Source organism: Brevundimonas mediterranea (assembly GCF_011064825.1).
Lineage (GTDB): Bacteria > Pseudomonadota > Alphaproteobacteria > Caulobacterales > Caulobacteraceae > Brevundimonas > Brevundimonas mediterranea_A.
Genome location: NZ_CP048751.1, coordinates 1,864,925 through 1,891,286 on the forward strand (window position 1 = coordinate 1,864,925; position 26,362 = coordinate 1,891,286).

A 26,362-nucleotide genomic window follows, 5' to 3' on the forward strand; every position below is an offset into this window, starting at 1 on the left:
TTCCATGCAAAATCTCAATCAACCCGATCCCGCCGAACTGCCGTCGACGGCCAAGCTGCTCAAGTCTACCGGCGTCGCCGTCGTCATCGCCTCGGCCCTGCTGGTCACCGTGGTCCTTCCAGCCGAGTACGGCGTCGATCCTACCCGCATCGGCTCGGTCTTCGGGCTGACCGAGATGGGCCGGATCAAGCGCCAACTCGCCGTTGAAGCTGCGGCTGAAGCGGCCTCAACGGCGGCGGTCATTACATCCACGAGGACCGCGCCTGCCTTGCCGGCAGCCGCACCAGTGGGCTCACCAGACACCGCAACTCAGGAGCCGGCCAGGTCTGCCAAGACCGAAGCCGTCCCGCCAGCGGTCACGACCCAGACGGCAGCCGCAGCTACGACAACCAATGGCGCATCGGCGGGTCGCAGCCATCGCACGTCCCTGACCCTTGAGCCTGACGAGGGGGCCGAGATCAAAATGGCCATGGGGGACGGCGCGAAGGCGAACTTCACCTGGTCCACCAGTGGCCCGGCGGTGAACTATGACACCCATGGTGACGGCCAAGGGATCACCTATCACGGCTATAGCAAGGGAACCTCCGCCCGCGAGACGGGGGTGCTAACGGCCGCTTTCGCGGGTCATCACGGCTGGTTCTGGCGTAACCGCAGCGGCGAGCGTGTCACCATCACGCTTCAAACCTCGGGCGACTACGAGAGCGTCGATTTCGTCGACTGAGGCTTACGGTCGGATGTCTCCCGCCTTGGGCTCACTCCTTCGTCGTCGGCCATCGCGGGTGGCGCTCGTCGATGACGAAGGGATGGCTGTGCAACGCCTCTCCGGATTGACCGTCCAGATGCGGATCGTCTTCGGCCGGTGCGTCATGCCGATGCGGCAGGTCCGTCGGGTCGTTCGCAGGCCAGACTACAAATCCTAGGACCGTTCCGAACGCGCACAGGGCGGCCAGCACCAGAAAGGCCGCGCTGGGGTCCGCAGCCGCGCTGACCAGACCGGCGACCGGATAGGCGATCAGCCAGGCGGCGTGGGACAGGGCGAACTGCGCCGCGAACAGGGCCGGACGATCCTGTGCGTTGGAAGACCGACGCAAGGCGCGACCCGCCGGTGTGAGGGTCAGCGAATAGCCGACGCCCATGACGGCCCAGAGGATGAGCAGGGCGACATAGGTAGTCGCCAGCACCGATCCCCCAAGCAGCACCAGGGTCATGATCGCGGCGCCCCACAACATGGCGGTCCGGTCTGCGACCCGGTCCAGCAGGCGAGGCAGGGCGATCGCCGCCGCCATCGACCCCGCCCCGAAAGCCGCTAGCGCCCAGGCGGCGGCTTGGCCGGACATGGCGAAGCGGGACTGCACCAGGACGACCGTGTTGACGAACACCATGGCCCCGCCGGCGGCCTCGGCGATGCTGATGGCGATCAGACCGCGCAGACGTGGCGTCAAAGCGAACAGGCGAACCCCGCCCGTGAGCCGCTGGATGAAGGGTTTCTGAGCCGTCTGCGTCAGTACCGGCAGTGCAGCCGTGACGACGAAAAGGGCCGAGATAACGAAGCCGAGGGACGTCCCGGCGAACAGATTGTTGTAGCTCATGAAGGCGAGGAGCACGGCCGCCAGCACGGGACTGGCCACGCTCTCGAGATCGGCCGCGAGGCGCGAGAGCGACAGGGCCTTGGTGTATTCCGCCTCGTCAGGCAGCAGGTCGGGGATCATCGCCTGGAACGCCGGGGTGAAGGCCGCCGAGGCGACGTACAGCACCGTCATCAGGGCATAGACCTCCCAGGCCTCGCCAACGAACGGCAAGGCGCCGGCGACACAGGCCCGGACGACATCCAGCGAGACCAGCAGGGCCTTGCGGGGAAGCCTGGCCGCCAGGGCGCTCGCGAAGGGCGCGACGCCGATATAGGCGATCATCTTGATGGCCAGGGCCATCCCCAAGACTTCGCCGGCATTGGCCCCGGCCAGATCATGCGCCAGCAGACCCAGCGCCACCGTCGCCATGCCCGTGCCGAGCAGGGCCGCGACCTGAGCCGTAAACAGGTGCCGATAACCGGCATGTCGGAGCGGGGAAAACATCGAAGATCATCCTGCGGGTCGAGCCAGGGGGCTAGCCTTATCCCCTCCGGGGGGATAGCATCTTGCTATGGCCCACGTCGTCCATAAATCCCATCCCGAGATCGTCAATCGGCTCAAACGCGCCGAGGGACATCTGCGGAAAACCATCGCCATGATCGAGGGCGGCCGCACCTGCCTCGACCTCGCCCAGCAGCTTCACGCAATCGAGAAGGCCGTGGCGGCGGCCAAGAAGGCCCTGATCCACGATCACATCGACCATTGCCTCGCCCATGCGGCGGAGGGCGATCCGGCTGAGGCGCGGCAGGCCATGGCCGAGTTCAAAGACATCACCAAATACCTGTGAGACGCCGATGACTCCGTTTGCGGACCTGCTCGCGCAGGGCTCGGCCCATGCCTGGCTGTTCATTCCCTCGGCCCTCCTTCTCGGGGCGCTTCACGGTCTTGAGCCGGGGCATTCCAAGACCATGATGGCGGCCTTCATCGTCGCCGTGCGCGGGACGGTCTGGCAGGCGGTATTGCTCGGGCTTTCGGCGACCTTGTCGCACACGGCCATCGTCTGGGCGATCGCCCTGACCGGTCTTTACTTCGGTCAGTTCTTCGACATCGAAGCCTCGGAGGGCTGGTTCCAACTGGCCTCGGCCGTGATCATCCTCGGTGTCGCCGCCTGGATGCTGTTGGCCACATGGCGCGAGCAGAACGCCGTCCATAACGAGCATGATCATGACCACACCCACGACGAGACGCGCTGGATCGACACGGGCCATGGCGTCGTCAGCCTGAGTATCTTCGAGGACGGTATTCCGCCGCGCTTCCGGTTTGCCCCCGATCACGGTCCTGTCCCGAGGGCCGGCGACATCAAGGTCGCCACCACGCGCGCGGACGGCTCCGTCCAGACATTCCACTTCGAGACACGCGACGGCTATCTCGAATCGGCTGACGTCATTCCCGAACCCCACGCCTTCACGGCGCGGCTGGTTCTGGGCCACGGCAATCACACCCATGACTTCGACGTCGAGTTCGCCGAACACGATCACGAGCATGGTCATGACCACGGCGGCCTGGATGTCTCAAACCCCGGCCACCAGGACGCCCATGAACGCGCCCACGCCAACGACATCAAGAAACGGTTCGCCAACCGCAAGGTGACCACCTGGCAGATCATGCTCTTCGGCCTGACAGGCGGCCTGATCCCGTGCCCGGCCTCGATCACCGTCCTGCTGCTCTGCCTGCAGCTGAAGCAGGTGGCCTTGGGTGCGACCCTCGTCCTGTGCTTTTCGATCGGATTGGCGGCGACCATGGTCACCGTCGGTGTCGCAGCGGCGATCGGGATGCGGCATGCGGAGAAGCGCTGGTCGGGAGGTTTCGCGGCTTTTGCGCGGAAAGCGCCCTATTTTTCAGGCGGGCTGATCGCCATCGTCGGCCTGGTTCTCACCTGGCAGGCCGTCATGGCCCTGGCCGGGTAGTTCCTTCATGACCGGCACGCCCTGTATCGATATCTGCACCTTCGACGGCCGCTCGGGTCAGTGCGAAGGCTGTGGTCGAACGCGCCCGGAGATAGCGGGCTGGCGCAAGCTTAGTCCCTATCAGAAGAGAACCATCGAACGGGATCTGCCGCGTCGTCTCGCCAGGCTTTCAGCCAACCTCACACCGAAACCGACGGTGTGAAAAGAGACGTGAGGCCGTGGCCATCGCTCCGGTCCACCTTGCGGGTTACGGCGTTTGAGACCCGACGACGTCTCATTCTGACCGGCGCTGGCGAGATAGCGGTCGAGAATGAACTGGTCGAGAGGCACGCCGACCGCCCATCTCGGGAGCTGTTTCGTGCTTCATCCTCGAACGCTATGCTTCCGCTTCTGGGTGCTTTTGCGAGTGATGCCGGTTCTTATCTAGCTGTACTGTAAGCCTTTTTGGAACCTTGAAGCTTTCGCGCGATTAGCGTTCGGGTCGCAACCGATGCCGACCGGAGCGAACCTCGATGCCGGCTTCCGCCAAACTTCTCTCCATCGCGACCGCAAACGCGCCGAATGTCATGACCCAGACGGACGTGGTCCGGGTCGCTCAGGCGCTGTTTAGAGACCGGTTTCCCGGAATGGACCGGATGCTGCCCGTGTTCGACACTGCGGGGATCAGGACGCGGCAATCGGCCATGCCCCTGGATTGGTATCTCACTCCACGGAGTTGGCCGGAACGGACCCAGGCCTATCTCGACATCGCGGTCGGCATGTTCGCCAGAGCCGCGGAAGCGGCTCTCGATCAAGCAGGCCTGAAAGGTTCCGATGTCGACGTGGTCATCACGGTCTCATCGACGGGCATCGCCACGCCCAGCCTTGAGGCCCGCGCCATGGCCCGGATGGGATTTCGCTCCGATGCAGCGCGGGTCCCGGTCTTCGGCCTCGGCTGCGCCGGCGGAGCGACGGGCCTCGCCCTTGCGGGAAGGCTGGCCCAGGCCTCGCCGGGGGCCGTGATCCTCGTGGTCGTGGTCGAGCTCTGCACCCTTTCGTTCCGGATGGAGGATCTGACCAAGGCGGACATTGTTGCGACGGCGCTGTTCGGCGACGGGTCGGCCGCCTGTGTGGTGCGCTGCGGCGAGGCGGGCTTCGCCTCGATCGAGGCGGCGGGCGAACACACCTGGCCCGGAAGTCTGGACGTCATGGGCTGGCGCGTCGGCCCGACCGGTCTGGGCGTGATCTTCGACCGCGCCATTCCTCCGTTCGCCCGCGAAAACCTCCGACCGGCGATGGTCGGGATGCTCGAACGCCAGGGCCTGGAGCTTGAGGATGTTGATCGTTTCATCTGTCACCCGGGCGGAATGAAGGTCATCGACGCCCTGGAGGGATCCCTGTCCCTCGATCAGGGCAGTCTGGATCACGAACGGGAGGTTCTGGCCGACCACGGCAACATGTCCGCGCCGACGGTCCTCTACGTCCTCGACCGGGCGAGACGACAGGGCCTGCCGAACCGGTCGGTCGTGACCGCCCTGGGGCCAGGTTTCACCCTCAGCACCGTGACCCTGAGGGCGGCGGCGGATGCAGCCCTTCGTCGTCCTCGCCCTGGTGACCGCGCAGCGGCTCGGGGAACTGGTTCTGGCCGAGTATAACACTCACCGTCTGCGCGCCCAGGGCGCCGTCGAGACGGGCGCGGACCACTACGTCTTCATCGTCCTCCTGCACGGGGCCTGGCTTCTGGGACTGTGGGCGTTCGCGTGGGACAGGCCGGTCAACCTTGCCCTGCTCGCCGTCTTCGTTCTGCTCCAGGCAGGCCGGGTCTGGGTGATCGCCACTCTCGGTTCCCGCTGGACGACCCGGATCATCACCTTGCCAGGCGCGCCGCTGGTCACTCGGGGGCCTTATCGCTTCGTCTCCCATCCCAACTATGTCGTGGTCGCCCTCGATCGCGGTCCTGCCGCTGGCCTTCGGACTGGTCGGCTATGCGATCATATTCAGCCTTCTCAACGCAGCGATGATGTGGGTGCGCATCCGCAGCGAGGCCCGGGCTCTTTCGGCGGCAACCGCCGGAGCGCAGCCGGGATAGGAGACCGCTCGAGGCCTTCCTGTCGTGTCAGCAGGCGCGGATCCTGGCGGTGAGCTTAGCAACTCTGGTGCGAAGCCCCGTCCACCAGCCAAGCGGCTTTTTGGTTTTAGGCGGTCCAGCAAGTTCGCGGCGCCTGGCTCAGGGCAGTGTGAACACCGTCTGGATCCAGCCGCTCGTCTGGGCATGTTCGAGCAGCTCGAAGATCGGGATCGCAAACAGGAAGATCAGGCCATTCCTGAGGGTGACCAGAAAAAAGATGGGGCGGACTTCGAGGGTCTCGGCGTCCCGCCACTTCGAGACGTCTGGCCAGAAACGAGGCGTGGCCGGCGAGCATGAGGAGCCATTTCAGGAGCCAACCTGACGCCCGCGGCGTACCTCGCCAACAGTGAACCGGAGAAAAAGGAAGGGCGGAGGCGGCCGCCCCGAGCGGGGGTGGAACAGTCCAGGAGCCCGTGATGCGACCCTTGCCCTCATCGACGCCCCAGCCTTCCGATCGTCTCTCGGCGTCGCTTTTTGATCTACCGGGAGCCCTTCAGCCGGAGTTGGACGACGCGTCCCTACTCTCCCTGCTGATGACACGCACCTTGCCACAGCGTGACATTCCCCGGGCCGTTGAGACTTTGCTGAAGGTCTTCGGCTCGGTGGCAGCCGTCGTCGCTGCCGACCCGCCGGAACTCGCCCGGGCCGCTTCACTGAACGCGACCACGATCACCGACCTCAAACTACTGCAGCAGTTGAGCGTCCGTCTGGCCCGGTCGGAAGCTTGCCGACGTCCCGTCGTATCGTCCTGGTCATGCCTTATAGCCTATGTGCGCTCAGCGTTGGCCCACGCACCCCGGGAGCAGTTCCGCGCCCTCTACCTGGATCGAAAGAACGTCCTCCTCCGGGACGAATTCCTCGCAGAAGGGACCGTTGACCACGCGCCGGTCTACCCCCGGGAAGTTATCCGGCGCGCGCTCGAAGTCTCGGCCTCCGCGCTCATTCTGGTCCACAACCATCCGTCCGGCGATCCGACGCCTTCGCGCGCTGACATCGAAATGACGCGGCAGATCAACGATGCTGCGCGCGTCTTCGGCCTGCAGGTCCACGACCATCTCGTCATCGGCCGCCAGGGTACGGCGAGCTTCAAACAGCTCGGCCTGATCTGAGGCCGCCATGACCCTGAAAGCCATCGTCACCGCCCTGGGCGGCGACCTTTACGCCGGGGGCTCACGCGCCAGCATCCCCGCACCCGGTCACAGCACGGCGGATCGTTCGGTTTCTCTGATGCTGGCCGATGATCGCGTCATCATCCACGGATTCGGCGGCGCCGACTGGCGCACTGCCCGGGATGATCTTCGCGGTCGAGGCTTCATCGACGACGCCGGTCGGCTCACCGGCGGCGGGCGCGGACGGTCCTCATCGCCGAGACCGGACCGGCGCTTTCGCGTGGAGACCGCGTCGCGTCTGTGGACCGCGACGACGGGGCGAACACCCCACGGTCCGGCCGCTCTCTATCTACAGCGGCGCGCCGTTCTGGCCGAGGACGCGGTCTCCAATCTTCGGCTGCACCCGGCCGCGCCACTCTCGGTGTATCGGAGCGGCGGGCGCTCGCGTCCGGCTCTGATCGCCCGGATCAGCGACGCCGACGATCGTCTGACGGCGGTCGAACTGACATATCTCGAGACCAACGGGCTGCTCGCTGCCGGTCTGCGCCTGGCTCGCAAGACCGTGGGTCAGGTGCCCCCCGGCGCGGCCGTTCGCCTCTCGCCTGCGGCCGAAAACATGCTGGTGGGCGAAGGGGTCGTCACGACCTTGTCGGCAATGGACCGCTTCGGTCTTCCCGGCTGGGCCCTCATGGCCGCCAACAACCTCGCCGTCTGGAGCCCGCCCGCCTGCGTGCGCAGGGTCCTGATCGCCGCCGATCGAGGCGAGGCCGGTGAGGCGGCGGCGTCCCGGCTCCGCCGCCGCCTGGTCCGCGATGGACTTGATGTCGAGGCGTCATGGCCCGACCCGCCGTTCGGCGACTGGAACGAGGTCGCGGTCGCGGCAACGTCGCAAAAGGGGGAGCGAGGGCGCTGAGGGGCGCCGGAGCGGCAGGGATGGGCCCCGACGCCCGGCAGGAGAGACCTCATGAGCGACCTCGTTCCCGTCATCACCCCAACAACCTCTATTCCTGAAACCCCGACCCCGGCCGTCATCTTCACGCCCGTGGAACGCATCGTCCGCCTCGGGGATCTCGGCATCGCGCGAGAGAACCTGCGCTATGGCGAACCGCCCGACGACGATATTCCGACCCTGGCCGCTACCCTGAAGGCGGCCGGTCAGTTGCAGCCCGTGACCGTCAGGCCCGGTCGCGGCAAAAAGGAGCAGCCGTTCATGGCCCTCGACGGTCGTCGTCGTCGTCTGGCGCTGGCTATCCTGCTGGAGGCCGGCGACATCGACGAGGACTATCCGGTCCGGACCTATGTCGAGACCGATCCGGCGCGCCAGGCGGCGGCGGTCCTGCTGACCAATACCGCCGTCCCGGTCCACGTGGCCGACGTCATCGCGGCCATCGGCCGGATGCTGAAGTCGAAACTGACGATCACCGCCATGGCGCGGGCGCTCGGTTATGACGAGATCGAGATCAAACGGCTGGCCGCCTTGTCCGGGGTCGCGCCGGCCGCTCTGGTGGCGCTGAAGGCGGGCCGCATCACCCTTCGCCAGACCCGGTTGCTGGCACGGCTGCCGGATCGCCAGGAGCAGGAGGCTCTCGCCCAGATGACCTTGGACGGCCATGGGTTTCAGGAATGGCGGGTCAGCGAACGTCTCGACGACAGCCGGGTCACCACGCGCGATCGCCGCTGCGCCCTGGTCGATCCTCGGGCCTATGCCGACGCCGGGGGGCGGACGGAGAGCGATCTGTTCGGCGAGCTTCCGCCGGTCCTGCTCGACCCGGACATTCTGACCGACGTCTGGACCCGTCGCGCACGCGGGATCGCGGCCGTGTTCGAGGCCGAAGGGATCTCGGTTCACGTGACCGCCGGCCCGGAGCCAGAGCTTACCGATGATCTGGAGGCGCTCGGTTATGTGTATGGCGGTTCACTCCCCGCCGAAGAGATGGCGCGCTATCGGGCGCAGCGGGAGGTGTTCAACGATCGGACAGAGAAAGCGCGCATCGCCCTGGCGGACGTCGAGCACCCCGACGTCGCCGATCTGGCGATCGTCGATATGATCCACGCCAGGATCGCATCAGACCAGACTGGATGCGGGGGCCGGGTCGTAACGACGATGGTCCTGTGGCCGGCCGCGGAGGCAGGCGTCGATGTCCGCTGCTACACGCCGGAGGAACCCGAGATCGACGATGAGGATGAGGACGCCGCGCCGGAGGCCGCGCGTCGGACCTCGGCGCCACCGGCCTATGTCCCGCCGGAAGTCGAGGCTCCGGAGCCGGAGACCGAAGGCGTGAACCACGCCCTTCACACCGTGCGGACCGATGTAGCGACGCGCGGCCTGATCCGCGCCTTGGCCGACGATCCCGGGGCGGGGCTGACGGCCTTGATCGCCCGGCTGTTCACCGTCCTCGTCCGGCGCGCCCACATCGGGCGCGTGGACTCAGCCCTGGCCATCACGGCCTGTGGGTTCAATCCCGCCAATGGCCGGGTCATTGAGACCCTGGACGGGGACGTGCGTCGCCGGCTCGAAGATCGCCGCACGGCCTGGGAAGCGTCCGGCAAGACGGTGATCGGCTGGGTGCATGGGCTGGCCCACGGCGAGAAGATGGGATTGCTGGCGGAGTTGACCGCCATCAGCCTCGACGTCCGGGAGGAGAAGACCTTCTCCATCCGCCGCAGCGCCCGGGCCGAGGCGGCGGAGCTGGCCGCTCTCTGCCAGGCGGACATCACTCTACACTGGACACCCGACGCCCCCTTCCTGCAGCCCCACTCCAAGGGCCTGCTGACCGGCATGCTCGAGACCATGGGCGCAGAGGACGAGCGGGCGAAGACGCTCCGCAAGACCGAGCTGGTCGACTGGGTGGCCGAACAGGCCGCGCAACGGACCTGGGCTCCGGCCGCCCTGTCCTGGGCCGCCCCGATCGACGCCGATCAGGACGCCCCGGACGTCGAGGACCAGGCCGCCGGCGATGGCGTCGATGAGGACGACGAGGGGGCCGGCGCCTTCGTCGTCACTCCGGCGGGCAAGGCGGCCCTGGACGTCGCCGCCGCCTGATTATCCGCACACGGAAACACCGCCCCGGCGACCTGCCGGGACGGTGTTTCTCTGTCGTCGTGCGCGTCGACGCGACTGTCGGGGAGACGAAGGGAGGGCGGGGCGAAGCGAGCCTGGAGGACCGAGAGGGAGGAGCCCTCCGCTCCAGGCGATCGGAGCCTTCCATGTCAACGATCCGCAACCTGTCGCTGTTCGCCGACCTCGCCGTCGGGAATCTCCCCGCCAACATCCTGGCCGCTGCCCGTGCATTGGCCATCCATCTTGCCCGCTCGCGCCCGCTGGATCGACGTCTCGTGGCCGAGGTGATGACCACCGCGTTCGGAGCGTCCGACGCCGAGGGCGGCTGGACCTGGCGCGACGCCTATGACGCTATCGAGGCCGCGACGGTGCTTCAGATCCGCCGCCTCGCGCCGCAGATCGCCCGGCTCGAGGACGCCCCGGCCGAGATCGCCGCTCTGCTCGCCGCGGTCTCAGCGCTTGGCCTGACCCACAGCCGGCGCAGTGAGGAACAGGTCGCGCTGGACCAGTTCTCCACCCCGCCCCAACTCGCCGCCCTCGCGGTGCTGGCGTCGCAGGTTCGGCCGGGCGACCTCGTGCTGGAGCCCTCGGCCGGGACCGGATTGCTGGCCGTAGTGGCCGAAGCGTGCGGGGCGAGCCTGACGTTAAACGAGCTTGCGCCCACGCGCGCCGCGCTCCTCGACGGACTGTTCGCCAAGGCGACGCGCCGGCGGCACGATGGCCGCCATCTACCCGACCTCCTCGGGGACGCCGGGGCGTTCGACGTCGTGGTCTGCAACCCGCCGTTCTCGGATCTTCAGGCCCATCTTATCGCGTCGGTCAAGGTTCTGGCGGACGGCGGCCGGATGGCGGCGATCGTGCCCCTCACCGCCCTTGCCGACACCGATCTGAGGCGGGTGCTCGAAGGCCACGGCGTCATGGTGGCCGCCGTGGCGTTTCCCGCGCGCGCTTTCGCCAAACACGGCACCTCGGTCGAGACCGGCCTGCTGGTTATGGATCGCGGCGGGACAGCCGTCTGGGACGGCCTTCTTCACCAACCCGAGGATCTGGAGGCGACCGCCCGGATTCTCGCGAGCCTTCCGAATCGCGGCACCGCCCGCCCGCGCGTGCGGTTGACGTTGGACGCCGCCGCCTTCCTCGCGCCGCGCGACCGCGGGCTGGCCCTTCCCGCAGGCCGACTGGCCTTCCTGGCCGGAGCAACACCCCTGGCCTATGAGGCGCGGCCCTGGGCTGGAGAGGGCCGGGACGTCGGCCTCTATCAGGCGCATGCCCTGGCGCGGATCGTCCTGCCCGATCCCCGGCCTCACCCTTCACCCCTGGTCGAATCCGGGCCCATGGCCTCAGTCGCGCCGCCCGCGCCGACCTACCGGCCGGTGTTGCCGCCGGCGGTGCTCAACCAGGGCCGGATCTCCGACGCCCAAACGGAGACGGTGATCTACGCCGGCGAGGCCCATGCGGCCTTCCTGCCCGGCCGGTTCCGCCTCGGCGAAGCACCGCATGAGGTGGCGCTCGTGCGCGATGATCAAAGCGAAGCGTTCGCCTTCCGTCGGGGTTTCTTCCTCGGCGACGGCACCGGCTGCGGCAAGGGGCGGCAGATCGCCGCCATCGTCGCAGACAACATGAGCCAGGGGCGCGTGCGCGCAGTCTGGCTCTCCCGCAATGACGCCCTGCTGGAGGACGCCCGGCGCGACTGGGGCGCCATCGGCGGCGGGGCCCACGACATCGTGCCGCTGTCGAGCTGGAAGCAGGGAGACGGGGTCCGGCTGGACCGGGGTATTCTGTTCACCACCTACGCGACCCTGCGTCAGCCGGCGCGGGGCGTCCGTCCCTCCCGCCTCGACCAGATCGTCGCCTGGCTGGGCGAGGACTTCGACGGCGTCATCGCCTTCGATGAAGCCCACGCCATGGCCAACGCGGCCGGTGGCGGCAAGGGCGCGCGGGGGACGAAGAAGGCCTCGCTGCAGGGCATGGCGGGGCTGGCGCTGCAGAACCGTCTGCCGAACGCCAGGATACTTTATGTCTCGGCCACGGGCGCCACCACGGCCGAGAACCTCGCCTATGCCGCACGTCTTGGCCTGTGGGGCGGGCCCGAAGCGCCGTTCATGTCCCGCGCCGACTTCCTGGACGCCATGGACCGGGGCGGGGTCGCGGCCATGGAGCTGGTCGCACGCGAGCTCAAGGCGCTCGGGCTTTATGTGGCGCGATCGCTGTCGTTCGAGGGCGTCGAGTACGAACCCCTGGTCCATCCGCTGATGCCAGACGACGTCGGCGTATGGGACCAGTGGGCCGACGCCTTCCAGCTGATCCACGCCAATCTGGCAGAGGCGCTGAAGGCGACCGGTCTCAGCGACGACGCTGGCAAGCCGAAGAGCGCGATGGCGGCTTCCGCGGTCCACTCCGCTTTCGAGGGCGCTAAACTGCGCTTCTTCGGTCACCTTCTGGCTGGCCTGAAGGCGCCGAGCCTGATCGCGTCAATCCGCGACGACCTCGCCTCGGAGCGCTCGGCCGTGGTCCAGATTGTCTCCACAAACGAGGCGGTGATGGAGCGGCGGCTGTCCTCGATCCCGCCCGAGGAATGGAACAACCTCTCCATCGACCTGACGCCGCGAGAATACGTCCTCGACTATTTGCGCGAGGCCTTTCCCGTGCATCTGATGGAGGCGGTCGAGGACGATGACGGCAATGTCACCATGGTCCCGGTCATAGACGACGGTCGTCCCGCCCTCAGTCAGGAGGCGTTGGCCCGACGCGAGGCCCTGATCGAGAAGATGGCCTTGCTGCCCGCTGTGCCGGGCGTGCTCGACGCCCTGCTGGAAGCTTTCGGGACCGACGCGGTCGCCGAGATCACGGGCCGGTCGCGCCGGGTGGTGAGGGACGGTCGTCGCGTCGTGGATCGGCGGGGCGCCTCCGCGGCCCGCGCCGAGACCGACGCTTTCATGTCGGGCCGCAAGCGGGTGCTGATCTTCTCCGACGCCGGCGGAACCGGCCGCAGCTACCATGCCGACCTGTCGGCTCCGAACCAGCAGCGGCGGGTCCACTATCTGGTCGAACCGGGCTGGCGGGCCGACGCCGCCATCCAGGGCCTTGGCCGCTCCCACCGGACGCATCAGGCATCCGCGCCCCTGTTCCGGCCCGTCACCACCGACATCCAGGGCGAGAAGCGGTTCACCTCGACGATCGCGCGCCGGCTGGACTCTCTGGGCGCGCTCACGCGCGGCGAACGGCGCACCGCCGGAGCCGGCCTGTTCCGCGCCGAGGACAATCTGGAGAGCCCTTGGGCGCGCCGGGCATTGCTGGTCTTCTACGGCGCACTGGCCTTCGGGGAGCTGGACTCGATGACGCTTGAGACCTTCGTGGCCAAGACGAGCTTGAAGCTGCTCGACGACGACGGCGGCCTCAAACCCTCCGACGACCTGCCGCCGATCCATACCTTCCTGAACCGGCTTCTGGCGCTGCGCATCGCCGACCAGAACGCCTTGTTCGCGGACTTCGACCGCATCCTGTCCGGCATCCTCGATCGAGCCGCCGCCTCCGGTGAACTGGACCGCGGGCTGGAGGACATCGAGGCCGAGGAACTGGAGGTCACGGATCAGGAAGTGATCCGGACCGATGTCTCGACCGGCGCCGAGACGGCTCTGGTGACCTTCTCGCTCAAGGTAAGGCGCGAGATCCTCGTCGCCGACGCCGCCCTGACTTGGGCGAAGGATGTCGCCCACCAGCTGGTCGTCAACGAGAAGTCGGGCCGCGCCGCGATTGCGGAACTCGGCTTGACCACCTCGACGGACGAGAACCGCCTGATCACCGCCGTGCGGCTGGTTCGGCCCGACGATCGCCAGACGATGGCCGAGAAGACGTTCGAGGAGTCGGCGTGGAAGCCAGCGGAGGTTTCGACCTGGCGGCGGGTCTGGGACCAAGAGGTCGCCGGGACCGACCCTTGGCGGACGCGCGAACTGACGCTTGCCACGGGATTGCTGTTGCCGATTTGGGGCCGGTTGCCGGCGCGGGGTTGCTCGGTTCGCCGGGTCCGGGCGCCGGACGGACGCCGCTGGCTGGGGCGGGTTCTGGACCAGGTTCAGGCTCGAACTCTGAAGACGAGCCTGGGTCTGACCGACGTCGCCGAGGTTTGGGCGGACGGCGCGAGAACCGCCGCCACGATCCTCGACCGCAACGTCCAGCTATCGCTGGAGGGCGGGCTGTGGCTGAAGCGGTCCCGCGTTATGGACCGCTGGCGCATCGAGGTGGTGGGAGGCCGGACGGATCGCGACGCCCTGGTCGTCTCGGGCTGTTTCGTGGAGATCATCGCCTACACGCCTCGGGTCTTCGTCCCGGTTGAGCGGCCGACCGTGTTGGAGGCGGTGCTGCGCCGCCATCCGGTTCAGACCGTCCTCGACGGGCAGGCCGCCTGAGCGGGTCAGACCGGCGTCGCCTTCGGCGGGGACCGGGACGGGTTCAGAAGGGGGACGCCGCGACCCGTCACATCCTTGATATTGGCGGTGACGAGCGTCAGACCGTGGACCAGCGCGGTCGCGGCCAGGGCGGTATCCTCCTCGTCGCCGTCGCGCTCGGCCAGCATCCGGCCCCAGACGGCGGCCACGGCTTCGTCGATGGGCAGGATGCGGCCCGCATAGGCGGCGATGACCGCGTCCACGCCCTGTGTGATCGCCGCGGCGGCAGGATGGTCAGCGGCTGTCGCCCGCTCCGCTCCGTATCGCAACTCGCGGACAGTCATGGCGCTGATGCAGAGCTCGTGGTCATCGACCGACCGGAGCCAGGCCAGGATGTTGGCGGACGGTTTGGGCTTGCTGCTCTGGCTGACGACGTTGGTGTCAAGCAGATAGATCATCCCCTCGGCCGCATGAATGGCTCGAGCCCGCCAAGGTCGGCTCCCTGCATCGCGCGCTTCGCCGACGTCGCCGGGTAAGGGCGACCGGATTTGGGATGGGCGCGCGCATAAGCGGTCGCCGCCTTGATCTTGGCGAGCGACAGCGACGGGTAGTCCTCGAGGATCTCCTCATCGGTGGCTCCGCCTGCCGAGAGCGCCGCTAGGCGGTGGACCTCGATGTCGGTGCCTCTTACGACGGGAGCGCCGTGTTTGATCTCGATGGCGCGATCCACAGCCTCCAGCGCCTTCAGGCGTTGCGCGACATTTGTCCGATGCCGCTTCAACTGCACGATGAGCGGCCCGACAGAAACACTGGCGGACTGCGGAGACTCCTTGATCACGGCGACATACAGGTCGTCGAGCGCGGAAGGCGTCAGGGTGTGGCGATAGGTGGCCACCATGTCGAGATAGACGAGATCGGTCAGGCCGACGCATCGCACAGCGCGCTTGGCCGGACCTGAGGCCTCTGGCTTGAGTGGTCGGCGGTTGACGTCGCGTTTGATCGCGTCGAGCGGTTGATCAAGGACGAACGCCGCTTCGGGCAGAGTCCACTGGGGATCGGGCATCGAACAAGCCTCCTAATATGATCCAATATAGGATCACATTGTGGGTTCGGCAATGTCGGTGAGGCCCAGGATCGCGTGCGCGACCGAACACCGTCCAAAGGAGCGGAGGAAGGGAGTTTCCGGGTGAAGCGGGATTGGGGAGATCGGCTCCCCGACGGCTTCGGATATCCAGGAGACTGACATGCAAAACGTGATGTTCACCGGCCGATTGGCGGCCGACCCCCAGATCACCGACGACTTCGGCAAGGCGGTGTTTCGCCTGCTTGAAAGCCGCGGCGTCGACAACGCCGGCAAGGATCGGCTGGTCGGCGTCAACTGCGTGAGCTGGTCCAAAGGCCTCAACGAGAAGGTCATAGCCCGGGGCCTCGCGCAGGGGTGTGAGGCCGTGGTCATCGGCGCTTTCATCGACACCGCCTACGCGGCCAAGAACGGGACCGAGCGGACGGCCAAGGAACTGGTCATCAACCGGCTCACCGTCCTCGACTGGGCCGAGGAACGCGACATCCAGGACAGCAGCGCCGACCGCGCCGCCGCCTGATCCCTCATCAACATTCAATTCTCAGGAGACTGACCATGCAAACCGTGATCATCGAAGGCTATCTGACGGCCAACCCCTCCGTCCTCTCGGCTCAAGGCTCGGGCAAGAAGCGGGCAAGCTTCCGCGTGCTCGAGACTACCCGTTTCCGCAAGGCCGACGGCACGCCCGGCGAACGCACGACCGGCTTCAACTGCATCTGCTTCAACGAGGCGACGGCCGAGAAATACATCGGCCCGTTCGCCCGCAAAGGCAGCCGCGTCGTGATCCAGGGTCATGTCGAGAACGACACCTGGACCGGCAAGGACGGTGTCGAACACTACGACATGCGCGTGATCGTCGGGGATATCCGACTGAAGAACCGGCGCGAAGCTTCCGATGGCGCCGCCGAGGACGAGGGCGACTCCGGTCGCCAGGTCCAGGAGCCGGCCAGTGGCTACGACCTAAACGACGACATCCCGTTCTAGACAGCGGGCGAATGAGAGCGGCCCGGCGCGCGAGCGTCGGGCCGTTTCCTTTGGGGAGGGAGGGAAAGGCAGGGCGGCGCAGGGCGAGCCGATCGGGCTCGTCAGCATCGGAGCTTCCCATGACCGCCTCTGCCTGGACCGATGACCGCATCGGTCGTCTGAAGACACTCTGGCTCGAGGGCCAGACCGCCGAGCAGATCGCCCGCGATCTCGCCAATGGCATCACGCGCAGCGCCGTGCTCGGCAAGGTCCATCGCATAGGTCTGTCGGCGGGCCGTTCCGGCCGCCCGCCCAAAGGCTCTGACGCCCGTCCGAAGCCGGTCGGCCTCTCGCCGGCCAGGTCCCTGGCGACCCGGCCGATCGACGCTCGTCCCGTAGTCGCGGCTGAACATGGCCTGGCAACAGTCCTCTCGGTGCGGCGCTGCCAGTGCCGTTGGCCTTTCGGTGAGCCCGGAGCCGCTGACTTCAGTCTGTGCGGTCAACCGGTGACCCGGGGGGCCTTCTGTGCCTTGCATGCCGCCGTCGCCTATCGGCCGGCGGCGGACACTCCCCGCACCCTCGACCGGCTGGCGCTTCTCGACTGAGATCCGTCACGCCCTTGCTGCAATCTGAGACGATCTGAACGGCGGCCTCGACGAGGTCGCCGTTTGTATTTGGCCCGGGCAGCCAAGATCGGGCCGCCCGCTTGTCGGCCTCTGGCCGATCGAGGTCCCGACGCGGCCCCGGCCGCTGAGTTGAAAGTCGCCCGTCAGATTCTGCGCTGGGACCCGCGACGACTACGCGCGCCTTGCTTCTGGCTGGAATTCCCGAAAAAAAGGCGGCGCATGTCCTCGACATGGACGCCCGCAAGCGTGACATCAGCGGCCCCGTTCAGGGGGCGATGGAGGCCTTTCTTGGCAGGCTGGCGTCCCGTCGGCTGGACCGGTTCCGCCGCAGAATAAGGGCCCGTAGACAGGCCGTCCTCTCTTCAGTGAACCGTCTCCCAGCCTCGCATCGGCGTGACGTCGTGGGAGCCCTCGGTTTGCACGAGAAGCTCCACGTCGCGGCCTGAGAGATGGATTTGCCGCGTCAGCTTTAATCCGGCGTCCTCCGCATCGACACGGAAGTCATATTCACCGATCTGCCGATCGTCTTTCATGACGCGCCATCCGCCTTGGGTTCGCAGCACGGCGACGGTGATCTTCTCCATACCAGGCTCCGACGTTTGAAGGACGGGTTGATTTAGCACCGCTGGTTTCTCTCATGCCAGTGAGTGAGCATCGGACTATTGCCTGCGGCGCCCTCAGACGTTCGCAACCGCGTAGCGCCGCCGGCTCGCCGACGCCGACGGACGGGAAGAGCGTTGTCTTGTCTTCCGTATCGGCGCAACGGCGCCGAGTGGTGTCGTCGTCGCGAAGGGCGACGACGACTTACCCCCACACAACGCCCTCCGATTTTGTCACAGCACCCCGGAAGTCAACGGCTTCGCCTTATTCCCTCCACGGAGGGCAAGCGGCCCTCCGCTCCGGTGACTGCCGGGGACCCCGCTGTGGCCAAAACCGGGGTCGTTGCGCATGGGGCGCTCGACATTCTCCAGGAATGTTCCAATGACCCGTTTCAACACTTCATCCTCCGCCTTGGCCGACCTGTCCGCTTCCCTGGACGAGGGAGGTTCGCTTCCGACCGAAGATGCCCTGGTTCAACTCGGGCGCGCGCTCATGACCGAGCTGATCGACGTCATCTCTGACACCGCGCTGGAGGATTTCCAGAACGATATCGTCGAGACCTACGGCGCCAACAACACCATTCTCGACAACCTGCATATCTATACCGCCTTCAGCGCGCTCGATCCTCTGACCCAGGACAAGGTGTCGAAGCTGACGGGGTCCGTGCTGGAGAGCCGGACCAGCCGCAGTTCACCGGCGGGGCTGGCAGCTGGCCGCAGCTCGGTGTCCCGGTCTCAGATCGAGCGCCCGCTGCTGGAGCCGGGCGAGATCCGCGCCCTTCCAGACGACATCCAGTTGGTGTTCGCCGCCGGCGCCCGGCCGCTGCGGACGACCAAGCTCCTCTACGACGTCCGCGAACCGTTTCGGACGCGTGCGCAAGACGTCGCGCCCGATCAGGTCGCGCGGCTGGATGCGCCGCCCGGAGCTCCGCACCCATGGGCCGGTCGCCGTAGTCTGGGCGAGGATGCAGAGGCGTCTCTGCCGCTGTTCAAGGAAGTGGCCGCAGCGATGGACGACAAGAAGGTCGCAGCGCGGGTGGCCGATATCTACGGGCGGGTGGCGCAGGAGATGGCCGCGCAGGATGCGGCGCTCGATCATTTGCGAGGTCTAGGCGATGGCTAGGAAAGAAGCGGCGAGCGCCCGTGTGCAGGTTTATCTAACCGATCCCAAGGTCGTGTCTGGTCTCAACCGGGAGGCCCGTAGCGGCAAGATGCCGCTCAGTCAGGCGGCCGGGCGTGCCATCGCCCGTGGACTGCAGAAGAGCCCCCAGGCCGATCCCGAGGATCGCCTGCTGCAGCTCGAACGGTCCCTTCGCGACCATATGCGATCCACGGCTCGCGACATGCAGATCGTCCAGGAATTGCTTATCGAGGTGGCCCGCGCCTTCTTCGTCCGGCTCCCCGACGCTATCGTCGACGAGGACCCCACGGTCCAGGCGGCCGTCGATCGTCGTATCGAACGACTCCTGGACGCCACGGCCGCCCGCATCGTCGCCGGACGGACTGATCGTCCCGTGCCAGACGAAGGCCGGGCGTTCGGCCAGGCCAACTGATGGCGGTCCATCCGATCATCGCCGAGCGCAAGCTCGAGGCGCTGCGCCATGCATTGGGCGACACCATTCTGGCGGCCCTGGTCGAGCCGGCGGTCGTCGAAATCCTCGCCAATCCCGACGGCCGTCTGATCCTCGACCTCAGCGGCGAAGGGCGGCTGGATACGGGCGCGACCCTGTCGGCCGAGTCGCGGGAGCGGGTGATCCGCCTGATCGCGGATTATGTCGGCGAGACGGTCACGCGCGACGATCCCCGGCTCGCTGGGGTCCTGCCCGGCACAGGTGAGCGGTTTCAGGGGATGCTGCCGCCCGTCACCAGCGCGCCTGCGTTCTCGATCCGCAAACGGCCCTCGGTGATCTGGAGTCTGGAAGACTATGTCCGCGACGGAGTCATGACCGATCAACAGGCGGTCGTGTTGCGTGACGCTGCGGAGCAGCGACTCAATATCCTCATCTCGGGAGGCACCGGATCCGGCAAGACCACCCTCGCCAATGCCGTGCTCGCTGAGCCGGCCTTCGCCCAGGATCGGGTCTTCCTCGTCGAGGATACGCCAGAGCTTCAGTGTTCGGCCTGGGACACGGTGTCGGTGCTGACCCGCCGTCAGCCGATCCCGATCGGCGTGGTCGATCTGGTCAGGGATGCGCTCCGGATGCGACCCGATCGGATCGTCGTCGGCGAAATGCGGGACGGGGCGGCGGCGTTGGAGACACTCAAGAGCTGGAATACGGGCCATCCCGGCGGACTTTCGACCCTCCACGCCAACTCGGCCGACGACGTTCTGCGTCGCGTCGAGGACCTGATTGCCGAGGTTTCCTCGCGCACGCCGCGTCGAGCGATCGCCCAGGCCGTCGATAGGATTGTCCACATCCGACGCACCGCCTCCGGACGGCAGGTCCAGGCCGTACTCGGTGTCGAGCCTTTGGGCGACGACGGCTACGCGATTAGTGTCCTGGCCTGATTTTCGTCGAACTCGAAACTACAAAGTCTGAATTTTGTTGCGCACTGGGAAGGTCGGCTTTCGGGAAGTCACGTCTGGAACGGCACTCGCGCGGCTCCAACTAGGTCGTGCTACGACCTCGTCCCGCAGCAAGAAGATGACCGCACGTAGCTCAAATCTTCCAAAATTACGCAATCAGGTCCGGGGCCGCCGACACAGGCCGCGTCGCAGTCGGTCACGAGCTTGGTGAGATCGGCTTCCAGCGCTTTGAGCTCCGAGAGCTTGGTCTGGACGTCCTCCAGATTCCGTCGCGCGAGGTCGCGGGCGTCCACACACGAGCGGTCGCCGTTCTCGAGCAGGTCGACCAGGCTCCGCACCTGATCGATAGGAAAGCCCAACTCCCTGCAGCGGCGGATGAAGGTCAGTCGCTTGAGGTCAGCGTCGCCATAGGTGCGATGCCCGCCGTCGCGACGCTCGGCGCGGCGCACCAGACCGATCTCCTCGTAATAGCGGATCGTCGGCGGGTTGGTCCCGCTGCGCTTGGCGAGAGCTCCGATAGAGAGAGCACGGTCCATGTCGTCATCCGGAAAATAGGGCTTGAAGCTAAAGTTACTTGAAGTCCTACAAGGCGTCCAATGGAACGGTGCATCGGACCCGTTCAGGAGCGTGAGACATGGCAGCCAAGGACGTTCCGATCGCCTGCACTCTGGGCGCCGGCGACTATCAGGAGAGAGTTCGGTGGATCGCCGATCTCAACCAGCGCAGCCTTCAGAGCCATCGCCGGGACGACCTGACGCTGCACATCGACTACGAAGCCGGCGCGCTCGCGGATGTCGAAGAACTCGTCCGTAAGGAAACCGCCTGCTGCGCCTTCCTGACCTTTGAGATTGAGCCGCGGCTGGGGTCCGTCTGTCTCGTGGTCACGGCGCCGGAAGACGCCCGTCTCGCCGCCGACACCCTGTTCGAAGACTTTATCGCCTCGGGTCCGTCGACCCAGGCCCAAACCCGTGGATGCTGCTGATCATGACCTCTCTGACCCCCGGCGCGCCGTTGAACGCCGAGCCCGCCAAGGGCGACCCGAACCAGAAGGCGGTCGGCGTCGGCTCCATCGTCGCGACTACGGGCGCCGTTCTCGGATGTGCGGCCTGCTGCGTCGTGCCGCTGGCCTTCCCGGTGCTGGCTCTGGGCGCCTCAGGCGCCGTCCTGGCCTGGTTCGCGGGAGCCCATATGTGGATCACGGGCGTCGCCTTCATGATCGTGCTCGCTGCTTGGGGTTGGTTGGCGTGGCGGACTTTCCGCCGCGGTCATCCGCTGGCGCGATCGACCGTAATCATGATGGCTCTTTCAACTCTCATGCTCGCCCTGGCCCTCGTCTGGCCCCGGATCGAACCCGCGCTGATGGCGATGCTGCGATGACCCTCGAAACGACACCGAAGAAGAAGATCAGACCGCCTTGGGTCGTTCTCGGTCTGGCGGGCGCCTGCGTGGCCTGCTGCGCCGTGCCGATCGCGGCGCTAGTACTGGGCGGTGCGACCCTGGCCGCCGCAGGCGTCGCCCTGAGCCAGAGCTGGGATGCGATCGCCTGCGGCGCGCTGATGCTGATCGTTCTGGGCGCCGCTCTTGTTTTGATGCGGCCGAAACGCCCGGCCCCATCCTGCAGCGTGGACGGGTCCTGCGGCTGCAAAGAAAAGGCCTGAGCATCGCGGGAGTGACTTGGCTGTGAATGCGCCAACGCCTAAACATTTGCGAATGATAACCGCTCTTAAGAACCGTCTCCGCGCCTTGGCTTTGGGGTTGCTCGCTCTCGGCCTGGTTGGAGCGGCTCCGACGACCGCGTCCGCCCAAGAAGCGGCGTCTTCACAGACGGCATGGCGTCTTCTCGACTATCTCGCGGTGGACTACAGCGGAGCGGTCCAGAACGGCCAGGTCATAAGCCCGCCCGAATACGCGGAGATGAATGAGTTCGCGGCCCAGGTGCGCGAACGGATCACAGCCCTCCCGGTCCATGCGGCTCAGCCGGGGCTGGTCAGCAAGGCCCGGGCGCTTGAAGCTGCGATCACCGCCAAGCAAGATCCCACGGTCGTGGCCGGTCAGGCGCATGCTTTGGCCGCTGAGTTGCTTGTCGCCTATCCTACACCCCTGGCGCCCATCCGGACGCCGGATCTTCCCCGAGGGGCGGCGCTCTACGCGCAAAACTGCGCCGCCTGCCACGGCGCGACGGGCGGCGGCGACGGGCCTTTGGCGGCCGATCTCGACCCGCCGGCCATCGCCTTTGCAGATCTCGATCGGGCGCGGCAACGCAGTGCGTTCGGCCTGTATCAGGTCATCAATCAGGGTCTCGACGGCACGGCGATGGCGAGCTTCGCCCATCTGTCGACCGACGAGCAGTGGGACCTGGCCTTCTACGTCGGACGCTTCGCCTTCACTGAGGAGCGGGCCGCCGCCGGCGAGAAGCTCTGGAACGAGGATGCGGCGGTGCGCGCCCGCTTTCCGGATCTCAAGGCCCTGTCCCAGATCACGCCGGCCGCCCTGGCCGTCGCCGTGGGGCCCTCCAAGGCTGACGCCCTGACCGCTTATCTGAGGCGGCATCCCGAGGCCGTCGTCCAACAGACCACGGGCTCGCTCGACATAGCACGCCAGAAGCTGCGCGAAAGTCTGGCGGCCTATGAGGCGGGCGACAAACGCAAGGCGACGGATCTCGCGCTCGCCGCCTATCTCGACGGCTTCGAGCCGGTCGAACCTTCGCTGACGGCGCGCAACAACGCCCTCATGCTGCGCATCGAAACCGCCATGGGCCAGGTGCGCGGCGCGATCAGCCGAAACGCGCCCGTCGCCGAACTGCGAGGCGAGATCGAGACGCTGGACGAATTGTTCGCCGAGGCCGCTCGCGCCCTTGCGCCCGATCAGGCCAGCAACGCGTCGAGCTTCGTGGGCGCGTTCGCGGTCCTCCTGCGCGAGGGTCTGGAAGCCTTGCTGATCGTGGTGGCGATGATCGCCTTTCTCCGCAAGGCGGAGCGCACCGATGTGCTTCCTTATGTGCATGGCGGCTGGGTGGCGGCGCTGCTCGCCGGCGGACTGACCTGGGGGGCGGCGACCTATCTGATCACCATCAGCGGCGCCAGCCGCGAGCTGACGGAGGGCTTCGGCTCGTTGATCGCCTCGGTGGTGCTGATCTCCGTGGGCCTTTGGATGCACGGCAAGGCGCAGGCCGACGCCTGGCAGGTTTACATCCGAGAGAAGCTGTCGACGGCCCTGTCGAAGAAGTCGGCCTGGTTCCTGTTCCTGCTCGCCTTCATCGTGGTCTACCGCGAAGTGTTCGAGACGATCCTCTTCCTGACCGCCCTCTGGACCCAGGGCGGCGGTGCAGCGATGCTGGCCGGCATCGGCGCTGCGGCCATGGTTCTCGTTGTCGTGACCTGGGTCATGCTGCGCCTCAGCCGCAGCCTGCCGATCGCGAAATTCTTCCAGTACAGCGCCATCCTGATGGCGGCCCTCGCGGTGGTTCTCGCCGGCAAGGGGGTAGCGGCCTTGCAGGAAGCCGGGCTGATCAGCCTGCATCCATTGGCCTTGCCGCGTGTCGACTGGCTGGGCTTCTATCCGACCCTTGAAGGTGTCCTCGCCCAACTCCTGGCCATCGCTGCGCTGGCGTTCGGTTTCATCGTGGCGACGCGAAAGACCAAGGATCTGACATGACGACTGCCGAACTCCGCGAAACACTGGAAACGCGCCAGGTCTGGATCTATTTCGCCGCCGTACTGGCAGCCGTAGCGGCCGGCCTGCTGATCCCGGGCACCGAGGCCCTGGAAGGCGCAATCAATCCGGCGCTGGCCCTGATGCTGTTCGTCACCTTCCTCCAGGTTCCGGTCGCGGCGCTCGGCCGTGCGCTTCGCGAACTTCGGTTCATGGGCGCCTTGCTGGCCGTCAACTTCATCGCCGTGCCCTTACTCGTCCTCGGCCTGGTCCAGTTCCTGCCGGCCGATCCTCTGATCCGTCTTGGCGTGCTGATGGTGCTGCTCTGCCCGTGCATCGACTACGTCGTGACGTTTGCCCATTTGGGGAAGGCAGACGCCCGGCTGCTGCTGGCTTCGACACCGGTTCTGCTGATCGCGCAGATGGTACTGCTGCCGATCTATCTGCGCCTGTTCCTAGGGGCCGAGGCGGCGGCCTACGTCCAGCCCGGCCCGTTCGTCCATGCTTTCATCTGGCTGATCGTCATACCTTTCGTTCTGGCGGCTCTGGTTCAGGCCTGGGCCGCGCGGAGTGCGACGGGCGAGCGGGTCTCGTCGGGGCTGGGCCTCGCGCCGGTGCCGGCGACAGCACTCGTTCTGTTCATCGTGGTCGCCGCCGTCGTGCCGCAACTCGGGCAAACTCTAGACAGAACCCTGAGTGTGGTTCCGGTCTACATCGCCTTTGCCGTGCTGGCTCCGCTGATTGGCTGGGTGGTGGCGCGTCTCGCGCGCTTGACCCCCGAGGCCGGTCGAGCGGTCGCCTTTTGCGCAGGCACCCGCAACTCGCTGGTGGTCTTGCCGCTGGCGCTCGTCGTGCCCGGGGCCATCCCCCTGGTCCCCGCCATCATCGTCACCCAAACCTTGATCGAGCTGCTGGCAGAACTGGTCTACATCCGCATTATGCCTCGACTGGGTGGCGACACCGACGCCTGAACCAAGCTGCGGCGAGGAGATCCTGCCGGGATTGCGGGATCAACCGCGCAATCTGATCAAACCCCATTCAATGGCCCGAAGCCGTCGTCGATGACGCCGTTATGGGATTGTCGCGAGAACGACATTTCACCGTGACTCATCTCCGGCATCAGCTGGCCATGGTCCAGGTGTTCGAGCAGGTCGAGAACAAGGATGGTCGATCCAGAGAGATCGATAGGGCGGACGACTTCGCGGCCCTCGTTCGGCGACTGCGTCTGCCCTTGCTCAACTTCTTCTCACGACGATCCGGCTCCCGAACGGACGCCGAGGAAATGGTCCAGGATCTGTTCGTGCGTCTGCTGCGCCGGGCCGATCTCCTGACCCTGGACAACGTCGATGGCTATGTCTTCGAAGCCGCCGCCAACGTTGCGCGCGACCGAGGACGCTATGAGCTTTCGCGCGGAGGAGGGCGACATGTCGATATCAATACCCTGTCTGCCGAGAGCGAAGAGCCGGGCGCTGAGCGTATCGTCGCCGGCCGTCAGAGGCTGACACGGATGCTCGCCGCCCTCGACGCCCTGCCGCCCCGCGCCCGGACGATCGTTATCCTGCGCCGGTTTGAAAACCTGACCTACGCCCAGATCGCCGAAAGGCTGGGGATTTCCGTGAGCGCGGTAGAGAAGCATATGGTGCGCTCAATGTCGGCGCTGCGACAGGACCTGGGAAAGATTTCCGATTGATGTCTCCCGCCTCGCCGACCCCCGACAACGATGACCATGACGACCCCGCCGCCTTCTGGTTCGCGCGGATGAACAGCGGTGCGCGACCCGGCCAGGCCGACGAAGAGGGTTTTCGCGCCTGGATCGAGGCGGACCCTGACAACAAGCAGGCGTATCGCCAGTGCCAGATCGCCTGGGGCGCGCTGGGCGTTGAAGCGGGCGCGCCGGATGTTCTGGCCCTTCGCGCGAGGGCGTTGAAATCTGACTCCGGCGCCGTGACGCGCAGGCGAGCCCTGTTCGGCCTGACCGGAGGTGCCGTCGCTGCGGCGGGGGCCGGTGTCTGGGTCCTGTCCGCTTCGTCCCCAGCGAGTGCCCTGATCGTCACCGGGGCGGGGCAGAGAATGACCGCGCCCCTGCCAGACGGATCGGAGGTGACCTTGGCGCCCCTGACCCGTCTGCGGCTCGACTATGCCTCTGATCGCCGTCGCGTTCGCCTCGAGGAAGGGCAGGCCTACTTCAATGTCCTCGCCGACGGCGATCGTCCGTTGACGGTAATCGCGGGGGATCGGGCGATGAGCGCCGGGGCCAGCCGGTTCCAGGTCAGCCTGTTGGACGAGGGGCCGGACATCGTCGTGGAGGAGGGCGCCCTGACGGTCGCCGACCGGCGCAACGGCTCCCGCATAGTGGCCAATCTCGCGGCCGGTCAGCGGGGCACCGGAGAGGGCGCCGAATTGCGCATTGCTTCTGTCGACGTCGAGAGCGCCACGGCATGGCGCCTGGGGCGTTTGGTCGTTCGCGATAAGCCCTTGAGCGAGGTGGTCGAGACCTTCAATCGCTACTCCTCCGATCATCTGGTGATCGGCGACGACAGGGCCGGCAAGGTGCGGATTTCCGGGTCTTTCCGCTACGACGCAGGGCGGGAGTTCGCCCAGGGTCTGGCCAGCGGTTTCGATCTAGACGTTGTTCAGACCCCGGACGGAACATGGCGGATCGACGCCTCTGACTGAACGGCGACGCTTCGATGAAATTTCCAAGACGGGGTGGGGATC

Annotated in this window: 28 protein-coding genes; 23 read left to right on the forward strand and 5 right to left on the reverse strand. The window is 66.7% G+C overall.

Going from position 1 to position 26,362, the window contains the following annotated elements; translation table 11 throughout:
- The first annotated feature begins 4 nt into the window (after positions 1–4).
- Entirely contained in the window at positions 5–721 is a 717-nt protein-coding gene (locus GYM46_RS09105) for a hypothetical protein (protein WP_035308115.1), read from the forward strand.
- A gap of 31 nt (positions 722–752) precedes the next feature.
- On the opposite strand, the gene GYM46_RS09110 is transcribed toward GYM46_RS09105, so the two are convergent.
- Positions 753–2,072 carry an MFS transporter gene (locus tag GYM46_RS09110; protein ID WP_088582497.1) on the reverse strand — a complete coding sequence of 440 codons (1,320 nt, stop codon included), beginning with the start codon at positions 2,070–2,072 and terminating at the stop codon, positions 753–755.
- Positions 2,073–2,139: 67 nt separating this feature from the next.
- On the opposite strand from GYM46_RS09110, the gene GYM46_RS09115 reads away from it, so the two are divergent.
- The 9 genes from GYM46_RS09115 to GYM46_RS09155 all read left to right on the forward strand — a co-directional run bounded on the left by GYM46_RS09115 (position 2,140) and on the right by GYM46_RS09155 (position 14,218).
- Entirely contained in the window at positions 2,140–2,415 is a 276-nt protein-coding gene (locus tag GYM46_RS09115) for a metal-sensing transcriptional repressor (protein WP_088582496.1), read from the forward strand.
- Between the two features lie 7 nt (positions 2,416–2,422).
- Positions 2,423–3,535 (forward strand): nickel/cobalt efflux transporter, encoded by a 1,113-nt coding sequence (locus tag GYM46_RS09120; RefSeq protein WP_154725908.1) that lies wholly within the window; start codon positions 2,423–2,425, stop codon positions 3,533–3,535.
- A gap of 7 nt (positions 3,536–3,542) precedes the next feature.
- A complete protein-coding gene (locus GYM46_RS09125; protein ID WP_135194134.1) occupies positions 3,543–3,737 on the forward strand; it encodes a DUF1289 domain-containing protein in 195 nt (64 codons plus the stop codon).
- A gap of 310 nt (positions 3,738–4,047) precedes the next feature.
- A complete protein-coding gene (locus GYM46_RS09130; RefSeq protein ID WP_154725907.1) occupies positions 4,048–5,169 on the forward strand; it encodes a type III polyketide synthase in 1,122 nt (373 codons plus the stop codon).
- A complete protein-coding gene (locus tag GYM46_RS17025; protein ID WP_208861697.1) occupies positions 5,099–5,656 on the forward strand; it encodes an isoprenylcysteine carboxyl methyltransferase family protein in 558 nt (185 codons plus the stop codon). Before GYM46_RS09130 ends, GYM46_RS17025 begins: the two co-directional genes overlap by 71 nt.
- A 402-nt stretch (positions 5,657–6,058) precedes the next feature.
- The gene (gene radC, locus GYM46_RS09140; protein WP_135194131.1) at positions 6,059–6,751 is read left to right on the forward strand and encodes a RadC family protein; all 693 of its coding nucleotides are present in this window, start codon (positions 6,059–6,061) and stop codon (positions 6,749–6,751) included.
- Between the two features lie 118 nt (positions 6,752–6,869).
- Positions 6,870–7,664: a toprim domain-containing protein gene (locus tag GYM46_RS09145; protein WP_348271530.1), complete on the forward strand. Its 795-nt coding sequence runs from the start codon at positions 6,870–6,872 to the stop codon at positions 7,662–7,664.
- A 51-nt stretch (positions 7,665–7,715) separates the two neighbouring features.
- A complete protein-coding gene (locus GYM46_RS09150) occupies positions 7,716–9,794 on the forward strand; it encodes a ParB/RepB/Spo0J family partition protein (RefSeq protein ID WP_135194129.1) in 2,079 nt (692 codons plus the stop codon).
- Between the two features lie 164 nt (positions 9,795–9,958).
- Positions 9,959–14,218, forward strand: coding sequence for a strawberry notch-like NTP hydrolase domain-containing protein (locus GYM46_RS09155; protein WP_164952668.1), 4,260 nt, complete (start codon positions 9,959–9,961; stop codon positions 14,216–14,218).
- Positions 14,219–14,223: 5 nt separating this feature from the next.
- Here the strand turns inward: GYM46_RS09155 and GYM46_RS09160 are convergent, their stop codons facing one another.
- Both GYM46_RS09160 and GYM46_RS09165 read right to left on the reverse strand, forming a co-directional pair.
- Entirely contained in the window at positions 14,224–14,655 is a 432-nt protein-coding gene (locus tag GYM46_RS09160) for a type II toxin-antitoxin system VapC family toxin (protein WP_035305778.1), read from the reverse strand.
- Positions 14,652–15,260 carry a DUF433 domain-containing protein gene (locus GYM46_RS09165; RefSeq protein ID WP_035305776.1) on the reverse strand — a complete coding sequence of 203 codons (609 nt, stop codon included), beginning with the start codon at positions 15,258–15,260 and terminating at the stop codon, positions 14,652–14,654. Before GYM46_RS09165 ends, GYM46_RS09160 begins: the two co-directional genes overlap by 4 nt.
- 181 nt (positions 15,261–15,441) lie before the next feature.
- Between GYM46_RS09165 and GYM46_RS09170 the strand changes: the two genes are divergently transcribed.
- From GYM46_RS09170 to GYM46_RS09180, 3 genes are all read left to right on the forward strand, one after another.
- Positions 15,442–15,798, forward strand: coding sequence for a single-stranded DNA-binding protein (locus tag GYM46_RS09170; RefSeq protein ID WP_035305771.1), 357 nt, complete (start codon positions 15,442–15,444; stop codon positions 15,796–15,798).
- A gap of 35 nt (positions 15,799–15,833) precedes the next feature.
- The gene (locus GYM46_RS09175; RefSeq protein WP_035305768.1) at positions 15,834–16,262 is read left to right on the forward strand and encodes a single-stranded DNA-binding protein; all 429 of its coding nucleotides are present in this window, start codon (positions 15,834–15,836) and stop codon (positions 16,260–16,262) included.
- Positions 16,263–16,381: 119 nt separating this feature from the next.
- A complete protein-coding gene (locus GYM46_RS09180) occupies positions 16,382–16,846 on the forward strand; it encodes a GcrA family cell cycle regulator (RefSeq protein WP_035305766.1) in 465 nt (154 codons plus the stop codon).
- 383 nt (positions 16,847–17,229) lie between these two features.
- Here GYM46_RS09180 and GYM46_RS09185 read toward each other — a convergent pair whose 3' ends face one another.
- Complete coding sequence (locus tag GYM46_RS09185; RefSeq protein WP_035305764.1) at positions 17,230–17,451, reverse strand: hypothetical protein; 222 nt, start codon at positions 17,449–17,451, stop codon at positions 17,230–17,232.
- Between the two features lie 397 nt (positions 17,452–17,848).
- Between GYM46_RS09185 and GYM46_RS09190 the strand changes: the two genes are divergently transcribed.
- The 3 genes from GYM46_RS09190 to trbB are packed head-to-tail and all read left to right on the forward strand — an operon-like array spanning position 17,849 to position 19,975.
- The gene (locus GYM46_RS09190) at positions 17,849–18,589 is read left to right on the forward strand and encodes a type IV secretory system conjugative DNA transfer family protein (protein WP_166450302.1); all 741 of its coding nucleotides are present in this window, start codon (positions 17,849–17,851) and stop codon (positions 18,587–18,589) included.
- A 22-nt stretch (positions 18,590–18,611) separates the two neighbouring features.
- Complete coding sequence (locus GYM46_RS09195; protein WP_244304233.1) at positions 18,612–19,019, forward strand: hypothetical protein; 408 nt, start codon at positions 18,612–18,614, stop codon at positions 19,017–19,019.
- Positions 19,019–19,975 carry a P-type conjugative transfer ATPase TrbB gene (gene trbB / locus GYM46_RS09200; RefSeq protein ID WP_164952671.1) on the forward strand — a complete coding sequence of 319 codons (957 nt, stop codon included), beginning with the start codon at positions 19,019–19,021 and terminating at the stop codon, positions 19,973–19,975. Before GYM46_RS09195 ends, trbB begins: the two co-directional genes overlap by 1 nt.
- 110 nt (positions 19,976–20,085) lie before the next feature.
- On the opposite strand, the gene GYM46_RS09205 is transcribed toward trbB, so the two are convergent.
- Positions 20,086–20,529 (reverse strand): MerR family transcriptional regulator, encoded by a 444-nt coding sequence (locus GYM46_RS09205; RefSeq protein ID WP_164952672.1) that lies wholly within the window; start codon positions 20,527–20,529, stop codon positions 20,086–20,088.
- Positions 20,530–20,627: 98 nt separating this feature from the next.
- Here GYM46_RS09205 and GYM46_RS09210 point away from each other — a divergent pair, with 98 nt between their 5' ends.
- The 7 genes from GYM46_RS09210 (at position 20,628) to GYM46_RS09240 (ending at position 26,320) form a co-directional block, all read left to right on the forward strand.
- Complete coding sequence (locus tag GYM46_RS09210) at positions 20,628–20,975, forward strand: hypothetical protein (RefSeq protein ID WP_164952673.1); 348 nt, start codon at positions 20,628–20,630, stop codon at positions 20,973–20,975.
- A gap of 2 nt (positions 20,976–20,977) precedes the next feature.
- Positions 20,978–21,370: a hypothetical protein gene (locus tag GYM46_RS09215; RefSeq protein WP_164952674.1), complete on the forward strand. Its 393-nt coding sequence runs from the start codon at positions 20,978–20,980 to the stop codon at positions 21,368–21,370.
- Positions 21,367–21,651 (forward strand): hypothetical protein, encoded by a 285-nt coding sequence (locus GYM46_RS09220; protein WP_164952675.1) that lies wholly within the window; start codon positions 21,367–21,369, stop codon positions 21,649–21,651. The genes GYM46_RS09215 and GYM46_RS09220 overlap by 4 nt, the downstream gene beginning before the upstream one ends.
- A 52-nt stretch (positions 21,652–21,703) precedes the next feature.
- Positions 21,704–23,647, forward strand: coding sequence for a cytochrome c/FTR1 family iron permease (locus GYM46_RS09225; protein ID WP_164952676.1), 1,944 nt, complete (start codon positions 21,704–21,706; stop codon positions 23,645–23,647).
- A complete protein-coding gene (locus tag GYM46_RS09230) occupies positions 23,644–24,615 on the forward strand; it encodes an arsenic resistance protein (RefSeq protein WP_164952677.1) in 972 nt (323 codons plus the stop codon). The genes GYM46_RS09225 and GYM46_RS09230 overlap by 4 nt, the downstream gene beginning before the upstream one ends.
- A 167-nt stretch (positions 24,616–24,782) precedes the next feature.
- A complete protein-coding gene (locus tag GYM46_RS09235; RefSeq protein ID WP_244304235.1) occupies positions 24,783–25,334 on the forward strand; it encodes an RNA polymerase sigma factor in 552 nt (183 codons plus the stop codon).
- Positions 25,334–26,320, forward strand: coding sequence for a FecR family protein (locus GYM46_RS09240; RefSeq protein WP_164952745.1), 987 nt, complete (start codon positions 25,334–25,336; stop codon positions 26,318–26,320). Before GYM46_RS09235 ends, GYM46_RS09240 begins: the two co-directional genes overlap by 1 nt.
- Positions 26,321–26,362 lie beyond the last annotated feature (42 nt).

Bases quoted from the DNA above. Each gene is read 5' to 3' on its own strand.
- GYM46_RS09105 (WP_035308115.1), top strand. From the start codon at position 5: ATGCAAAATCTCAATCAACCCGATCCCGCCGAACTGCCGTCGACGGCC.
- GYM46_RS09110 (WP_088582497.1), bottom strand. From the start codon at position 2,072: ATGTTTTCCCCGCTCCGACATGCCGGTTATCGGCACCTGTTTACGGCT.
- GYM46_RS09115 (WP_088582496.1), top strand. From the start codon at position 2,140: ATGGCCCACGTCGTCCATAAATCCCATCCCGAGATCGTCAATCGGCTC.
- GYM46_RS09120 (WP_154725908.1), top strand. From the start codon at position 2,423: ATGACTCCGTTTGCGGACCTGCTCGCGCAGGGCTCGGCCCATGCCTGG.
- GYM46_RS09125 (WP_135194134.1), top strand. From the start codon at position 3,543: ATGACCGGCACGCCCTGTATCGATATCTGCACCTTCGACGGCCGCTCG.
- GYM46_RS09130 (WP_154725907.1), top strand. From the start codon at position 4,048: ATGCCGGCTTCCGCCAAACTTCTCTCCATCGCGACCGCAAACGCGCCG.
- GYM46_RS17025 (WP_208861697.1), top strand. From the start codon at position 5,099: ATGCAGCCCTTCGTCGTCCTCGCCCTGGTGACCGCGCAGCGGCTCGGG.
- radC (WP_135194131.1), top strand. From the start codon at position 6,059: ATGCGACCCTTGCCCTCATCGACGCCCCAGCCTTCCGATCGTCTCTCG.
- GYM46_RS09145 (WP_348271530.1), top strand. From the start codon at position 6,870: ATGCTGGCCGATGATCGCGTCATCATCCACGGATTCGGCGGCGCCGAC.
- GYM46_RS09150 (WP_135194129.1), top strand. From the start codon at position 7,716: ATGAGCGACCTCGTTCCCGTCATCACCCCAACAACCTCTATTCCTGAA.
- GYM46_RS09155 (WP_164952668.1), top strand. From the start codon at position 9,959: ATGTCAACGATCCGCAACCTGTCGCTGTTCGCCGACCTCGCCGTCGGG.
- GYM46_RS09160 (WP_035305778.1), bottom strand. From the start codon at position 14,655: ATGATCTATCTGCTTGACACCAACGTCGTCAGCCAGAGCAGCAAGCCC.
- GYM46_RS09165 (WP_035305776.1), bottom strand. From the start codon at position 15,260: ATGCCCGATCCCCAGTGGACTCTGCCCGAAGCGGCGTTCGTCCTTGAT.
- GYM46_RS09170 (WP_035305771.1), top strand. From the start codon at position 15,442: ATGCAAAACGTGATGTTCACCGGCCGATTGGCGGCCGACCCCCAGATC.
- GYM46_RS09175 (WP_035305768.1), top strand. From the start codon at position 15,834: ATGCAAACCGTGATCATCGAAGGCTATCTGACGGCCAACCCCTCCGTC.
- GYM46_RS09180 (WP_035305766.1), top strand. From the start codon at position 16,382: ATGACCGCCTCTGCCTGGACCGATGACCGCATCGGTCGTCTGAAGACA.
- GYM46_RS09185 (WP_035305764.1), bottom strand. From the start codon at position 17,451: ATGGAGAAGATCACCGTCGCCGTGCTGCGAACCCAAGGCGGATGGCGC.
- GYM46_RS09190 (WP_166450302.1), top strand. From the start codon at position 17,849: ATGACCCGTTTCAACACTTCATCCTCCGCCTTGGCCGACCTGTCCGCT.
- trbB (WP_164952671.1), top strand. From the start codon at position 19,019: ATGGCGGTCCATCCGATCATCGCCGAGCGCAAGCTCGAGGCGCTGCGC.
- GYM46_RS09205 (WP_164952672.1), bottom strand. From the start codon at position 20,529: ATGGACCGTGCTCTCTCTATCGGAGCTCTCGCCAAGCGCAGCGGGACC.
- GYM46_RS09210 (WP_164952673.1), top strand. From the start codon at position 20,628: ATGGCAGCCAAGGACGTTCCGATCGCCTGCACTCTGGGCGCCGGCGAC.
- GYM46_RS09215 (WP_164952674.1), top strand. From the start codon at position 20,978: ATGACCTCTCTGACCCCCGGCGCGCCGTTGAACGCCGAGCCCGCCAAG.
- GYM46_RS09220 (WP_164952675.1), top strand. From the start codon at position 21,367: ATGACCCTCGAAACGACACCGAAGAAGAAGATCAGACCGCCTTGGGTC.
- GYM46_RS09225 (WP_164952676.1), top strand. From the start codon at position 21,704: ATGATAACCGCTCTTAAGAACCGTCTCCGCGCCTTGGCTTTGGGGTTG.
- GYM46_RS09230 (WP_164952677.1), top strand. From the start codon at position 23,644: ATGACGACTGCCGAACTCCGCGAAACACTGGAAACGCGCCAGGTCTGG.
- GYM46_RS09240 (WP_164952745.1), top strand. From the start codon at position 25,334: ATGTCTCCCGCCTCGCCGACCCCCGACAACGATGACCATGACGACCCC.